Here is a 15,233-nt window from a genome sequence, read left to right as displayed (position 1 = left end):
CTGGCGGAGCAGAGAGCGGGCAAAACAGCCCCGCTCTCGATTCGCGTCACGTGTTATTCGGTTTCCAGATCGATATCGATGCCGAGGGAACGAATTTCCTTGATCAACACGTTGAAAGACTCGGGCATGCCCGGCTCCATACGGTGATCGCCGTCCACGATGTTTTTGTACATCTTGGTCCGGCCGTTCACATCGTCCGACTTCACTGTGAGCATTTCTTGCAGAGTGTATGCAGCACCGTACGCTTCCAGTGCCCAGACCTCCATCTCCCCGAAACGCTGACCACCGAACTGCGCCTTACCACCCAGCGGCTGCTGGGTAACCAGGCTGTAAGAACCGGTAGAACGAGCGTGCATCTTGTCGTCTACCAAGTGGTTCAGCTTCAGCATGTACATGTAGCCAACGGTAACCGGGCGCTCGAACTTGTTGCCGGTACGGCCGTCGAACAGCTGCATCTGGCCACTTTCCGGCAGGTCTGCCAGTTTCAGCATGGCCTTGATTTCGCTTTCCTTGGCACCGTCGAACACCGGAGTAGCCATTGGAACGCCGCCGCGCAGGTTCTTCGCCAGGTCCAGGATTTCCTGGTCGGAGAAGGTGTCCAGCTCTTCGTTGCGTCCGCCGATTTCGTTGTAGATCTCGTGCAGGAACTTACGCAGGTCAGCGACCTTGCGCTGCTCTTCGATCATCCGGTTGATCTTCTCGCCCAAGCCCTTGGCCGCGAGGCCCAGGTGGGTTTCAAGGATCTGACCAACGTTCATACGCGAAGGTACGCCCAACGGGTTGAGGACCACATCGACCGGGGTGCCATTGGCATCGTGCGGCATGTCTTCAACCGGCATGATCACAGAGACCACACCCTTGTTACCGTGACGACCGGCCATCTTGTCGCCCGGCTGGATGCGACGACGGATTGCCAGGTAAACCTTGACGATTTTCAGCACGCCTGGAGCCAGGTCATCGCCTTGCTGCAGTTTGCGCTTCTTGTCTTCGAACTTGTCGTCCAGCAGACGGCGGCGATCAACGATATAGGCCTGGGCCTTCTCGAGCTGCTCGTTCAGAGCATCTTCAGCCATGCGCAGTTTGAACCACTGGCCATGCTCAAGACCGTCGAGGACTTCGTCGGTGATTTCCTGACCTTTCTTCAGGCCGGCGCCGCCTTCGGCTTTGTGGCCGACCAGGGCGGAACGCAGACGCTCGAAAGTTGCGCCTTCGACGATACGGAACTCTTCGTTCAGGTCCTTGCGGATCTCGTCGAGCTGAGTCTTCTCGATGGACAGTGCACGAGCATCACGCTCCACGCCGTCGCGAGTGAAGACCTGTACGTCGATGACGGTACCTTTGGTGCCGGTAGGCACGCGCAGGGAGGTGTCTTTAACGTCGCTGGCTTTTTCACCGAAGATGGCACGCAGCAGTTTTTCTTCCGGAGTCAGCTGGGTCTCGCCTTTCGGAGTGACCTTGCCCACCAGGATGTCGCCTGCGCCGACTTCGGCACCTACATAAACGATACCGGCTTCGTCCAGTTTGTTCAGTGCGGCTTCACCCACGTTCGGGATGTCCGCAGTGATTTCCTCTGGGCCAAGCTTGGTGTCACGGGCCACACAGGTCAGTTCCTGGATGTGGATCGTGGTGAAGCGGTCTTCCTGAACCACACGCTCGGACAGGCAGATGGAGTCTTCGAAGTTGAAGCCGTTCCATGCCATGAACGCGATGCGCATGTTCTGACCCAACGCCAGTTCACCCATATCGGTGGACGGACCATCGGCCATGATGTCGCTGCGCTGAACCCGATCACCCTTGCTTACCAGCGGACGCTGGTTGATGCAGGTGTTCTGGTTGGAGCGGGTGTATTTGGTCAGGTTGTAGATGTCGACACCGGCTTCGCCAGTTTCAACTTCGTCATCGGCAACACGAACCACGATACGGCTGGCATCGACGGAATCGATCACGCCACCACGACGAGCCACGACGCAAACGCCGGAGTCACGGGCAACGTTACGCTCCATGCCGGTACCGACCAGCGGCTTGTCGGCACGCAGCGTTGGTACAGCTTGACGCTGCATGTTCGAACCCATCAACGCACGGTTGGCGTCGTCGTGCTCGAGGAACGGGATCAGCGACGCTGCAACCGACACTACCTGCTTCGGCGATACGTCCATCAAGGTGACGTCTTCCGGCGCCTTGACGGTGAACTCGTTCAGGTGACGAACAGCTACCAGCTCGTCGACCAGGACTTTCTTGTCGTTCATCGTGGCCGAAGCCTGGGCGATCACGTGATCGGCTTCTTCGATGGCGGACAGGAACACGATCTCGTCGGTAACCAGGGCGTCTTTCACCACGCGGTACGGGCTCTCGAGGAAGCCGTACTGGTTGGTGCGCGCATAGGCCGCCAGGGAGTTGATCAGACCGATGTTCGGACCTTCCGGCGTTTCGATCGGGCAGACACGACCGTAGTGAGTCGGGTGTACGTCTCGAACTTCGAAGCCTGCACGCTCACGGGTCAGACCGCCTGGGCCGAGTGCGGAGACACGACGCTTGTGGGTGATCTCGGACAGCGGGTTGTTCTGGTCCATGAACTGGGACAGCTGGCTCGAACCGAAGAACTCCTTCACCGCCGCAGCCACAGGCTTGGCGTTGATCAGGTCTTGCGGCATCAGGCCTTCGCTTTCAGCCATCGACAGACGTTCCTTGACCGCGCGCTCTACGCGCACCAGGCCAACACGGAACTGGTTCTCGGCCATCTCGCCTACACAGCGAACACGACGGTTACCCAGGTGGTCGATGTCATCGACGATGCCTTTGCCGTTACGGATGTCGACCAGGGTCTTGAGGACCGCAACGATGTCATCCTTGTTCAGCACGCCCGAACCTTCGATCTCGGTACGACCGATACGACGGTTGAACTTCATCCGGCCGACCGCAGACAGGTCATAGCGCTCAGGACTGAAGAACAGGTTGTTGAACAGGGTCTCGGCTGCATCCTTGGTTGGCGGCTCGCCAGGACGCATCATGCGATAGATCTCGACCAAGGCTTCCAGCTGGTTGCCGGTGGAGTCGATCTTCAGCGTGTCGGAGATGAACGGACCGCAGTCGATGTCGTTGGTGTACAGGGTTTCGATACGAACGACCTGGGCCTTGGCGATTTTCGCCAGGATCTCGGTGGTCAGCTCGGTATTGCACTCTGCAAGGATTTCGCCGGTGGCCGGATGCACGATGACCTTGGCCGTGGTGCGACCCAGGACGTAGTCGATCGGTACCTGCAGCTCTTTGATCCCGGCTTTTTCCAGCTGGTTGATGTGGCGAGCGGTGATACGACGGCCCTGCTCGACAATAACCTTGCCTTTGTCATCCTGGATATCGAGGACAGCGATTTCACCGCGCAGGCGCTGAGGCACCAGTTCCAGACTGAGGTTTTCACCTTGCACGTGGAAGACGTTGGTGGTGTAGAACGCGTCCAGCACTTCTTCGGTGGTATAGCCGAGCGCGCGCAGCAGTACCGATGCAGGCAGCTTGCGACGACGGTCGATACGCACGAATACGCAGTCTTTCGGGTCGAACTCGAAGTCCAGCCACGAACCGCGGTAAGGAATGATGCGCGCGGAGTAAAGCAGTTTGCCGGAGCTGTGCGTCTTGCCACGGTCGTGGTCGAAGAACACGCCCGGGGAACGGTGCAGCTGGGAAACGATTACACGCTCGGTACCGTTGATTACGAAGGTACCGTTTTCAGTCATCAGGGGGATTTCACCCATGTAGACTTCTTGCTCTTTGATGTCCTTGATCGCTTTGTTCGACGATTCTTTGTCGAAAATGATCAGGCGCACTTTTACCCGCAAAGGTACGGCGTAAGTAACACCGCGCAATACGCATTCTTTGACATCAAATGCCGGTTCGCCCAGGCGATAACCGACGTACTCCAGCGCAGCATTGCCGGAGTAGCTGATGATCGGGAAAACGGATTTGAAGGCCGCATGCAGGCCCACGTCGCGGAACTGATCTTTAGTCGCTCCCGCTTGCAAGAATTCACGATACGAATCCAGCTGGATGGCCAGGAGGTACGGCACATCCATGACGTCCGGCAACTTGCTAAAGTCCTTGCGGATACGTTTTTTCTCAGTATATGAGTAAGCCATCAGCGTTCCCCAGCTTGGTCACCTGCTTGTTTGGCCCCTCCCGACGGGAGCAGCCAGAAAATCGTGCAAACCCCATGGTTTGCGCCACCACATCGGGTGGTTACAGCTCGCTATCGGCGCCGACCCAGTCGGCTGCCAATAACGGAAAAAGGCCGGTGGCAAGAGCCACCAGCCATCAGCCTGTCGCTTAACGCTCGGGCTGGAGACGCAAAGTCGATGCTTACTTCAGCTCGACTTTAGCGCCTGCTTCTTCCAGAGCGGCCTTGGCTTTGTCAGCTGCGTCTTTGGCAACAGCTTCCAGAACCATGGCAGGAGCGCCGTCAACTACAGCCTTGGCTTCTTTCAGGCCCAGACCGGTCAGTTCACGTACTGCCTTGATCACGTTTACTTTCTTCTCGCCAGCTTCGGTCAGCATGACGTTGAATTCGGTTTGCTCTTCAACAACGGCGGCAGCAGCAGCTGGACCGGCGGAAGCAGCGGCAGCGGAAACGCCGAATTTTTCTTCGAAAGCTTTGATCAGCTCAACAACCTGCAGAACCGACATTTCAGCTACGGCGTTGAGGATATCGTCTTGGGAGATAGACATTGCTGTATTTCCTGAATTGGGGGACGGCCTACGCGGCCATCGAAATAAACAAAAATACGCGAGAGAAAATGCTCAGCCTTAGGCTGCGGCAGCTTCTTTTTGCTCGCGAACTGCAGCCAGAGTACGAGCCAGCTTGCTGGTAGCGCCTTGAATCACGCTCATCAGCTGCGAAATGGCTTCGTCGCGGGTCGGCAGTGTTGCCAGTACGTCGATTTGGTTAGCTGCGAGGAACTTGCCCTCGAACGCAGCTGCCTTGATCTCGAACTTATCCTGACTCTTGGCGAATTCCTTGAACAAACGGGCAGCAGCGCCTGGATGATCCTTGGAGAACGCGATCAGAGTCGGGCCAGTGAACACGTCGTTGAGGACACTGTATTCAGTGCCAGCAACGGCGCGCTTGAGCAGGGTGTTACGTACAACACGTACGTATACGCCAGCTTCACGAGCCTCTTTACGGAGTCCGGTCATAGCGCCTACCGTCACACCGCGGGCATCAGCCACAACAGCGGACAGAGCGACTTTGGCAGCCTCGTTGACTTCAGCGACGATGGCCTTCTTGTCTTCGAGATTAATTGCCACGGGTTTAACTCCTGCTTGTTACCGTTTCATTCGGTCGAAACCGAATGTCGTTTTGGTGTCTGATTCGGTAAGGAACCGGGAGCACCATCTGCGTAGGCTTGTGGTTTAAGACTTGCGTCGCCTACGGTCTTGGACAGCCCCCGCCAGGCAGGGACCCCAATTTTTTGATTGGCGCGATTGCTCGCGCCAACCCGAGTCTTACGCGTCGAGCGAGCTCTGGTCGATGACCAGACCTGGGCCCATGGTGGTGCTCAGGGTAACGCGCTTGACGTAGATGCCTTTCGAAGAAGCTGGCTTGATACGCTTCAGATCAGCGATCAGGGCTTCAACGTTTTCCTTCAGCTTGACGGCGTCGAAGCCGATCTTGCCAACGGAAGTGTGGATGATGCCGTTTTTGTCGGTGCGATAACGAACCTGACCAGCCTTGGCGTTTTTAACCGCGGTGGCTACGTCTGGCGTTACGGTGCCGACTTTAGGGTTAGGCATCAGACCACGTGGACCGAGGATCTGACCCAACTGGCCTACAACGCGCATGGCATCCGGAGATGCGATCACTACGTCATAGTTCAGGTCGCCGCCTTTCATTTCGGCAGCCAGATCGTCCATGCCGACGCGATCAGCGCCAGCAGCCAGAGCAGCTTCAGCTGCTGGGCCCTGGGTGAAGACAGCTACACGAACGGTCTTGCCAGTGCCGTGTGGCAGCACGGTAGCGCTACGAACGACCTGGTCGGATTTACGTGGGTCAACGCCCAGGTTCACAGCAACGTCGAACGACTCGCTGAACTTGACAGTCGACAGCTCAGCCAGCAGAGCGGCGGCGTCTACAAAGTTGTAGGCCTTGCCTGCTTCGATTTTGCCGGCGATAGCCTTTTGACGCTTGGTCAGCTTAGCCATTACACACCCTCCACGTTAAGGCCCATGCTACGAGCAGAACCGGCGATAGTACGCACGGCTGCATCCATATCAGCTGCAGTCAGATCCGCGTTTTTGGTTTTCGCGATTTCTTCCAGCTGAGCACGGGTAACGGTGCCAACCTTAACGGTGTTTGGACGAGCGGAACCGCTGGTCAAACCTGCAGCCTTCTTCAGCAGAACCGAAGCTGGGGTGCTTTTTGTTTCGAAGGTGAAGCTACGGTCGCTGTAGACAGTGATGATCACTGGAGTCGGCAGACCTGGCTCAAGACCCTGAGTACGGGCGTTGAAGGCCTTGCAGAATTCCATGATGTTCACGCCGTGCTGACCCAGTGCAGGACCAACAGGTGGGCTTGGGTTAGCCTGAGCGGCCTTCACTTGCAGCTTGATGTAAGCGGTAATTTTCTTGGCCATGAGGCACTCCAATTACGGGTTCGAACGCCTCGAAAGGCTCCCCGGTTACTTGCGCGTTTATCCCAGTGACGACAAAACCCCACAGCCTTGGGCTGCGGGGTTGGGATGCCTGCTCAATCAGACCTTTTCGACCTGACTGAACTCTAGCTCTACCGGAGTAGAGCGACCGAAAATGAGCACTGCCACTTGGATCCGGCTCTTTTCGTAGTTAACTTCTTCAACCGTGCCATTGAAGTCGGCGAATGGACCGTCGGTGACACGTACAACCTCACCCGGTTCAAACAACGTCTTCGGCTTCGGCTTGTCGCTACCATCAGCGACGCGACGCAGAATCGCTTCTGCCTCTTTATCCGTGATCGGCGCGGGCTTGTCGGCAGTACCGCCGATGAAACCCATCACCCGAGGGGTATCCTTGACCAAGTGCCAAGTCCCTTCGTTCATATCCATCTGTACCAGCACGTAGCCCGGAAAGAACTTGCGTTCACTTTTGCGTTTCTGGCCATTACGCATTTCAACCACTTCTTCAGTGGGGACCAGAATCTCGCCAAAGCCGTCTTCCATGCCAGCCAGCTTTACGCGCTCTACCAGCGAGCGCATGACATGCTTCTCGTAACCCGAGTAAGCATGCACAACGTACCAACGCTTAGCCACGGGACACCCTTAGCCAACAATCAAGGAAACAAGCCAGCCGAGCAGGGAATCGAGCCCCCACAACAGCAACGCCATTACCAGAACAACAGCCACAACGATCAACGTGGTCTGCGTGGTTTCTTGGCGAGTCGGCCATACGACTTTACGAATCTCGGTGCGAGCTTCCTTAGCGAGTACAAAGAAAGACTTGCCCTTGGCCGTCTGCAAGCCTACAAAGGCAGCAACAGCAGCAATGGCGAGCAATGCAAGTACACGGTACAGGATCGGCGAAGCAGAATAATACTGATTGCCAACAACGCCAATAACCACCAAAGCGACTACCACTAGCCACTTGAGCAGATCGAAGCGAGAGCCTTGAGCTTCAGCTTTAGGAGTCATCTATGAAGATCCTGTGAAAAGAAAGCCAGACACACTGAGTGAATCTGGCAGGTCAGGAGGGAATCGAACCCCCAACCTACGGTTTTGGAGACCGTCGCTCTGCCAATTGAGCTACTGACCTAAAACAAAATCAGGCCGACCATTATGCCGGCCCGAAAAAGACATTACAACTGTTTACTCGATGACTTTAGCTACGACGCCAGCGCCGACGGTACGACCGCCTTCACGGATAGCGAAACGCAGACCGTCTTCCATCGCGATGGTCTTGATCAGGGTAACAGTCATCTGAATGTTGTCACCCGGCATTACCATTTCAACGCCTTCTGGCAGCTCGCAGTTACCAGTCACGTCAGTTGTACGGAAGTAGAACTGTGGACGGTAGCCTTTGAAGAACGGAGTGTGACGGCCGCCTTCTTCCTTGCTCAGAACGTAGACTTCTGCGGTGAACTTGGTGTGCGGCTTGACGGTGCCTGGCTTGACCAGAACCTGGCCACGCTCAACGTCGTCACGCTTGGTGCCGCGCAGCAGTACGCCGCAGTTCTCGCCAGCACGACCTTCGTCGAGCAGCTTGCGGAACATTTCAACGCCGGTGCAGGTAGTTTTCTGAGTGTCGCGCAGACCGACGATCTCAACTTCTTCCTGGATACGGACGATGCCACGCTCAACACGACCAGTCACAACAGTACCGCGACCGGAGATCGAGAATACGTCTTCGATTGGCATCAGGAACGGCTTGTCGATAGCGCGCTCTGGCTCTGGGATGTAGCTGTCCAGAGTTTCCACCAGCTTCTTGACAGCAGTGGTGCCCATTTCGTTGTCGTCTTGGCCGTTCAGAGCCATCAGAGCCGAACCGATGATGATTGGAGTGTCATCACCTGGGAAGTCGTAAGTGCTCAGCAGGTCGCGCACTTCCATCTCAACCAGTTCCAGCAGCTCAGCGTCGTCAACCATGTCAGCCTTGTTCAGGAAGACAACGATGTACGGAACGCCTACCTGACGGGACAGCAGGATGTGCTCACGGGTTTGTGGCATCGGACCATCAGCGGCCGAGCAAACCAGGATCGCGCCATCCATCTGGGCAGCACCGGTGATCATGTTTTTTACGTAGTCGGCGTGACCTGGGCAGTCAACGTGTGCGTAGTGACGCACGGCCGAATCGTATTCAACGTGAGCGGTGTTGATGGTGATACCGCGAGCTTTCTCTTCCGGGGCGCTGTCGATCTTGTCGAAGTCAACCTTGGCCGAACCGAAAACCTCGGAGCAGACACGGGTCAGAGCAGCGGTCAGCGTGGTTTTACCATGGTCAACGTGACCGATAGTACCAACGTTGACGTGCGGCTTATTACGTTCGAACTTTTCCTTAGCCATCGAAATCACCCCTAGGAGAAGAATTTAGCGAGTCACACAAGCCATTAAAACAAAGGCAGATATTTGCATATCTGCCTTGTAATATGGAGCTCTTGAGCGGATTTGAACCGCTGACCTCACCCTTACCAAGGGTGTGCTCTACCAACTGAGCTACAAGAGCAAAACACTTTGCACAACCTGCAAACTTGGAGCGGGTAGCGGGAATCGAACCCGCATCATCAGCTTGGAAGGCTGAGGTTCTACCACTAAACTATACCCGCGGAGCTTGCAGCTCACGCTAAAAATGGTGGAGGGGGAAGGATTCGAACCTTCGAAGTCGTAGACGTCAGATTTACAGTCTGATCCCTTTGGCCGCTCGGGAACCCCTCCTAAGCGAGCCGGCATTCTATATCATGCCAGCCTTCTGTCAAGCATTTTCTCATTAAAAACCTGAGGTTAGCTGCGTTGACATCGCTTCGTGGCGCTTACCTTTAAAGGTCTTCGCTGCGAAGCGGGCGCCATTCTATGCAAACTACCCTGCGGGTGCAACCCCTTCGCATGGCATTATTTTATGTTTTAACTCATTGAATTCTTTAGAAAGGTTTTGGAGCAGCGTTTCATTCACCTTTCCCGCGCCTTCCTGGGAAACCTGAACCCAGAAACCTCCTCCCTCAGGGAGATTTTGCGCGCTCGACGCCACAGGACGACCTACGACCCCCAAAGCCGCCAGGCGCTGCTCCAGTTGCCTGGCCAGCTCCGGACGAGCAAAACCACCCAGGTAGACACAAGTTTTGAGCGCCTCAGCAGACTTAGCCGAATCGCGCCTGACAAGGGCATCCGCCGTTTCGCTCAAGAGATGAATATCCTGTTGCGATCCGCGATATAAACTCAGCGGCGTGACATCCTTGGCGCGAAGCGGGGCCTCCTGCTGATGCCAGATGTAGTAGAAGACATTCAAAACCAGCAATAACAGAAACAGCCACCGCATAGAAACCTCAGGACAAAGGACAGGCCATCGCCAAACCAACGAAAACCAGGTCAGGCACCACCCTGGCATCTGGAACGACCCCGGAAACCAGATTGGCATCCCCCCCAGTAAGAAACACCACGAAATCCTTTCCCCAATATTGCTCCGCCAATTCAAGCTGGGTCAGGACAAACCCCCTGAGCATCAGCATGCAACCGCGCTCGACCGCCTCGACAGTCGCACGACCTGGAGCAAGGCTCTCATGGGCTCGCTCCGCCGCTATATCGTCATAACGAATTTTCCGCGTGTGGGTACGCAATTGATTACGCATCAGAGGCATGCCAGGACAAATGAACCCTCCCAGATGCCCACCATCCGCAGCCACGAAATCGGCCGTGACGGCAGTACCAAAATCCAGCACCAGGCACGCCCCCGAAGCGAGATGAAAACCACCAAGCAGAGCCAACCATCGATCAAGGCCAAGCCGGTCGTAATCCTCGTAGCCGTTTCTCACACCCGCCATTTCCCGGGAGGGCACAGCACGAACGACCGATACCCCGAACACATCGACCAGCGAAGCGACCAATGAATCCGTCTCCGCCTGGGTCCTCACGCTAACAAGACGACACTTCTTGAGCTGGAACTTCTTCGCGTCATTCAGGCTCGCGAGCAAATCGTCGTCAGAGCCGACCACACCACCCTCGACCGGCGTTATCCCGTCAGGGCGCAGAACGCGCCATTTGATAAAGCTGTTGCCGCAGTCGAGCTCAAGAATCATCACGCAACCTCAAACTGAGCTCACCACCGCTAAAGTTTTTTTCCACACCATCCACCTTCAAACGCAGCGCACCCTGGTGATCAATGCCCAGCACAATGCCGTCAATTTTATTAACACCGGCAATCAGAGACACAGCCCGCCCCTGCCAAAGATGGTATTGCTCCCATTCCGACTGGATCGCACCAAACCCCGATACGTGATGAAGCTCCAGATATTGCTGCAGCTTCGCACCCAATCGTGCCACCAGCTCATTTCGATCAAAATCCCTGCCCGCTTCAAGGCACATGGATGTCCATTGCTGATCGACCTCATCAGTCGATTGCATATTCACATTGATCCCTACGCCCAGGACAACATGGCAAACGTCTGCAGGATCTCCAACCAATTCAAGCAAAATGCCGGCGATCTTTTTCTCACCCACCAAGACATCATTAGGCCATTTCAGCCCCGCAGCCGCGATCCCCATATCGCGCAAGACATGCATGACCGCAAGCCCGACAACCAAGCTCAGACCTTCGATTTGTCGCATACCACCATCAATGCGTAACACCAGGCTGTGGTAGAGGTTTTCTGCAAATGGGCTGACCCACTTACGGCCACGACGACCACGGCCCGCTATCTGTCGCTCAGCCAAAACCATGAACGGCGCCACTCCTCCGCGCTCAATGAAACGCAGCGCCTCGGCGTTAGTGGAATCGATAGAGTCAAATATATGGACAGGCCATCCATGAAGGCCCTTTGCGCAGATATCTGTCGCATCCAAAAGCAGCAGGGGCTTAGCCAACTGATAGCCCCTACCTCGAACTTTATGAACAGACAGCCCTAAATCCGCCTCCAAGTGCTGCAACTGCTTCCATACAGCACTACGACTGATACCCAGTGCAGCACCCAGCGCTTGCCCCGAATGAAAGCGGCCATCCTTCAGAAGTTTTAGCAACGTGAGCATGCGGACTGCGCCCTGATAATGAGGCCCGCATGATAGCCATGCGCAAGACAGTTGCATAGAAACACAAAATGACTTTCCTGCGGGCAAAACAAAACCCCTACCTGCGTCAGCAGATAGGGGTTTCGGAATTTAATCTTGACGATGACCTACTCTCACATGGGGAAACCCCACACTACCATCGGCGATGCATCGTTTCACTTCTGAGTTCGGGATGGGATCAGGTGGTTCCAATGCTCTATGGTCGTCAAGAAATTCGGTAGCCAGCGCGTGCCTTGCGGTCACGTTCCAGCGAATGGGTATGCGATAGTTTGTGTGTTGCAATCGAGCGTCGCGAACTTTCGGTTCGTTTCGTCTTCACACACCGCAATCTGGTCTCGTTCGCCCTGGGGCTTGGAGTTTACAAATTGCTTGGGTGTTATATGGTCAAGCCTCACGGGCAATTAGTACAGGTTAGCTCAACGCCTCACAGCGCTTACACACCCTGCCTATCAACGTCGTAGTCTTCGACGGCCCTTCAGGGGACTCAAGGTCCCAGTGAGATCTCATCTTGAGGCAAGTTTCCCGCTTAGATGCTTTCAGCGGTTATCTTTTCCGAACATAGCTACCCGGCAATGCCACTGGCGTGACAACCGGAACACCAGAGGTTCGTCCACTCCGGTCCTCTCGTACTAGGAGCAGCCCCTCTCAAATCTCAAACGTCCACGGCAGATAGGGACCGAACTGTCTCACGACGTTCTAAACCCAGCTCGCGTACCACTTTAAATGGCGAACAGCCATACCCTTGGGACCGGCTTCAGCCCCAGGATGTGATGAGCCGACATCGAGGTGCCAAACACCGCCGTCGATATGAACTCTTGGGCGGTATCAGCCTGTTATCCCCGGAGTACCTTTTATCCGTTGAGCGATGGCCCTTCCATACAGAACCACCGGATCACTAAGACCTACTTTCGTACCTGCTCGACGTGTCTGTCTCGCAGTCAAGCGCGCTTTTGCCTTTATACTCTACGACCGATTTCCGACCGGTCTGAGCGCACCTTCGTACTCCTCCGTTACTCTTTAGGAGGAGACCGCCCCAGTCAAACTACCCACCATACACTGTCCTCGATCCGGATAACGGACCTGAGTTAGAACCTCAAAGTTGCCAGGGTGGTATTTCAAGGATGGCTCCACGCGAACTGGCGTCCACGCTTCAAAGCCTCCCACCTATCCTACACAAGCAAATTCAAAGTCCAGTGCAAAGCTATAGTAAAGGTTCACGGGGTCTTTCCGTCTAGCCGCGGATACACTGCATCTTCACAGCGATTTCAATTTCACTGAGTCTCGGGTGGAGACAGCGCCGCCATCGTTACGCCATTCGTGCAGGTCGGAACTTACCCGACAAGGAATTTCGCTACCTTAGGACCGTTATAGTTACGGCCGCCGTTTACCGGGGCTTCGATCAAGAGCTTCGCGTTAGCTAACCCCATCAATTAACCTTCCGGCACCGGGCAGGCGTCACACCCTATACGTCCACTTTCGTGTTTGCAGAGTGCTGTGTTTTTAATAAACAGTCGCAGCGGCCTGGTATCTTCGACCGGCGTGGGCTTACGCAGCAAGTGCTTCACCCTCACCGGCGCACCTTCTCCCGAAGTTACGGTGCCATTTTGCCTAGTTCCTTCACCCGAGTTCTCTCAAGCGCCTTGGTATTCTCTACCCAACCACCTGTGTCGGTTTGGGGTACGGTTCCTGGTTACCTGAAGCTTAGAAGCTTTTCTTGGAAGCATGGCATCAACCACTTCGTCACCCAAAGGGTAACTCGTCATCAGCTCTCGGCCTTAGAATCCCGGATTTACCTAAGATTCCAGCCTACCACCTTAAACTTGGACAACCAACGCCAAGCTGGCCTAGCCTTCTCCGTCCCTCCATCGCAATAACCAGAAGTACAGGAATATTAACCTGTTTTCCATCGACTACGCTTTTCAGCCTCGCCTTAGGGACCGACTAACCCTGCGTCGATTAACGTTGCGCAGGAAACCTTGGTCTTTCGGCGTGGGTGTTTTTCACACCCATTGTCGTTACTCATGTCAGCATTCGCACTTCTGATACCTCCAGCAAGCTTCTCAACTCACCTTCACAGGCTTACAGAACGCTCCTCTACCGCATCACTTACGTGATACCCGTAGCTTCGGTGTATGGTTTGAGCCCCGTTACATCTTCCGCGCAGGCCGACTCGACTAGTGAGCTATTACGCTTTCTTTAAAGGGTGGCTGCTTCTAAGCCAACCTCCTAGCTGTCTAAGCCTTCCCACATCGTTTCCCACTTAACCATAACTTTGGGACCTTAGCTGACGGTCTGGGTTGTTTCCCTTTTCACGACGGACGTTAGCACCCGCCGTGTGTCTCCCATGCTCGGCACTTGTAGGTATTCGGAGTTTGCATCGGTTTGGTAAGTCGGGATGACCCCCTAGCCGAAACAGTGCTCTACCCCCTACAGTGATACATGAGGCGCTACCTAAATAGCTTTCGAGGAGAACCAGCTATCTCCGAGCTTGATTAGCCTTTCACTCCGATCCACAGGTCATCCGCTAACTTTTCAACGGTAGTCGGTTCGGTCCTCCAGTCAGTGTTACCTAACCTTCAACCTGCCCATGGATAGATCGCCCGGTTTCGGGTCTATTCCCAGCGACTAGACGCCCTATTAAGACTCGCTTTCGCTACGCCTCCCCTATTCGGTTAAGCTCGCCACTGAAAATAAGTCGCTGACCCATTATACAAAAGGTACGCAGTCACCCAACAAAGTGGGCTCCCACTGCTTGTACGCATACGGTTTCAGGATCTATTTCACTCCCCTCTCCGGGGTTCTTTTCGCCTTTCCCTCACGGTACTAGTTCACTATCGGTCAGTCAGTAGTATTTAGCCTTGGAGGATGGTCCCCCCATATTCAGACAAAGTTTCTCGTGCTCCGTCCTACTCGATTTCACTTCTAAGATCCTTTCGCGTACAGGGCTATCACCCACTATGGCCGCACTTTCCAGAGCGTTCCGCTAAAATCAAAGAAGCTTAAGGGCTAGTCCCCGTTCGCTCGCCACTACTAAGGGAATCTCGGTTGATTTCTTTTCCTCAGGGTACTTAGATGTTTCAGTTCCCCTGGTTCGCCTCTTGCACCTATGTATTCAGTACAAGATAACCATCTTATGATGGCTGGGTTCCCCCATTCAGACATCTCCGGATCACAGTCTGTTTGCCGACTCCCCGAAGCTTTTCGCAGGCTACCACGTCTTTCATCGCCTCTGACTGCCAAGGCATCCACCGTATGCGCTTCTTCACTTGACCATATAACCCCAAGCAATCTGGTTATACTGTGAAGACGACATTCGCCGAAAATTCGATCTTGCTCAAAGAGCAACTCACAAATTTTACCTTAGCCTGATCCGTTACCAGTGAAAGTAACGTTCAGTCTATCTTTCTATCACATACCCAAATTTTTAAAGAACGAACTAGTCAAAGACTAGAAATCAACATTCACCATCGAACCGATGGAATGCTCATTTCTAAGCTTTATACAATCGAA

At 54.8% G+C, this 15,233-nt stretch carries 11 protein-coding genes, 4 tRNA genes and 2 rRNA genes; all 17 read right to left on the bottom strand.

From position 1 onward, the window contains the following. Positions 1–53: 53 nt before the first annotated feature. Positions 54–4,127, bottom strand: coding sequence for a DNA-directed RNA polymerase subunit beta (gene rpoB / locus AO356_RS14630; RefSeq protein ID WP_060740392.1), 4,074 nt, complete (start codon positions 4,125–4,127; stop codon positions 54–56). Positions 4,128–4,347: 220 nt separating this feature from the next. Then, positions 4,348–4,713: a 50S ribosomal protein L7/L12 gene (gene rplL, locus AO356_RS14625; protein WP_027617682.1), complete on the bottom strand. Its 366-nt coding sequence runs from the start codon at positions 4,711–4,713 to the stop codon at positions 4,348–4,350. A gap of 78 nt (positions 4,714–4,791) precedes the next feature. Continuing rightward, complete coding sequence (gene rplJ, locus AO356_RS14620; protein WP_060740391.1) at positions 4,792–5,292, bottom strand: 50S ribosomal protein L10; 501 nt, start codon at positions 5,290–5,292, stop codon at positions 4,792–4,794. A 198-nt stretch (positions 5,293–5,490) separates the two neighbouring features. Then, complete coding sequence (rplA, locus tag AO356_RS14615) at positions 5,491–6,186, bottom strand: 50S ribosomal protein L1 (RefSeq protein WP_003186095.1); 696 nt, start codon at positions 6,184–6,186, stop codon at positions 5,491–5,493. Then, the gene (gene rplK / locus AO356_RS14610) at positions 6,186–6,617 is read right to left on the bottom strand and encodes a 50S ribosomal protein L11 (RefSeq protein ID WP_003176435.1); all 432 of its coding nucleotides are present in this window, start codon (positions 6,615–6,617) and stop codon (positions 6,186–6,188) included. Before rplK ends, rplA begins: the two co-directional genes overlap by 1 nt. Positions 6,618–6,734: 117 nt before the next feature. Further along, the gene (gene nusG / locus AO356_RS14605; RefSeq protein WP_003186097.1) at positions 6,735–7,268 is read right to left on the bottom strand and encodes a transcription termination/antitermination protein NusG; all 534 of its coding nucleotides are present in this window, start codon (positions 7,266–7,268) and stop codon (positions 6,735–6,737) included. A 9-nt stretch (positions 7,269–7,277) separates the two neighbouring features. After that, entirely contained in the window at positions 7,278–7,646 is a 369-nt protein-coding gene (gene secE, locus AO356_RS14600) for a preprotein translocase subunit SecE (protein ID WP_003206102.1), read from the bottom strand. A gap of 45 nt (positions 7,647–7,691) precedes the next feature. Further along, positions 7,692–7,767, bottom strand: a tRNA-Trp gene (locus tag AO356_RS14595). Between the two features lie 53 nt (positions 7,768–7,820). Continuing rightward, positions 7,821–9,014 (bottom strand): elongation factor Tu, encoded by a 1,194-nt coding sequence (tuf, locus tag AO356_RS14590; RefSeq protein ID WP_003186103.1) that lies wholly within the window; start codon positions 9,012–9,014, stop codon positions 7,821–7,823. Positions 9,015–9,098: 84 nt separating this feature from the next. Beyond that, positions 9,099–9,174, bottom strand: a tRNA-Thr gene (locus AO356_RS14585). 26 nt (positions 9,175–9,200) lie between these two features. Further along, positions 9,201–9,274: transfer RNA gene (locus AO356_RS14580), tRNA-Gly, on the bottom strand. Between the two features lie 24 nt (positions 9,275–9,298). Then, positions 9,299–9,383 (bottom strand) — tRNA-Tyr (locus AO356_RS14575). A gap of 142 nt (positions 9,384–9,525) precedes the next feature. After that, positions 9,526–9,981 carry a hypothetical protein gene (locus AO356_RS14570; protein WP_060740390.1) on the bottom strand — a complete coding sequence of 152 codons (456 nt, stop codon included), beginning with the start codon at positions 9,979–9,981 and terminating at the stop codon, positions 9,526–9,528. Positions 9,982–9,988: 7 nt separating this feature from the next. Continuing rightward, positions 9,989–10,738 (bottom strand): pantothenate kinase, encoded by a 750-nt coding sequence (locus tag AO356_RS14565; RefSeq protein WP_060740389.1) that lies wholly within the window; start codon positions 10,736–10,738, stop codon positions 9,989–9,991. Continuing rightward, positions 10,728–11,684, bottom strand: coding sequence for a bifunctional biotin--[acetyl-CoA-carboxylase] ligase/biotin operon repressor BirA (birA, locus tag AO356_RS14560; RefSeq protein WP_060740388.1), 957 nt, complete (start codon positions 11,682–11,684; stop codon positions 10,728–10,730). The genes AO356_RS14565 and birA overlap by 11 nt, the downstream gene beginning before the upstream one ends. Before the next feature lie 133 nt (positions 11,685–11,817). Next, positions 11,818–11,933 (bottom strand): 5S ribosomal RNA (gene rrf, locus AO356_RS14555). 170 nt (positions 11,934–12,103) lie between these two features. Beyond that, positions 12,104–14,995 (bottom strand): 23S ribosomal RNA (locus AO356_RS14550). Positions 14,996–15,233 lie beyond the last annotated feature (238 nt).

This window comes from Pseudomonas fluorescens (assembly GCF_001307275.1).
GTDB lineage: Bacteria > Pseudomonadota > Gammaproteobacteria > Pseudomonadales > Pseudomonadaceae > Aquipseudomonas > Aquipseudomonas fluorescens_AA.
This window is presented reverse-complemented; position numbering and strand designations above follow the sequence as displayed.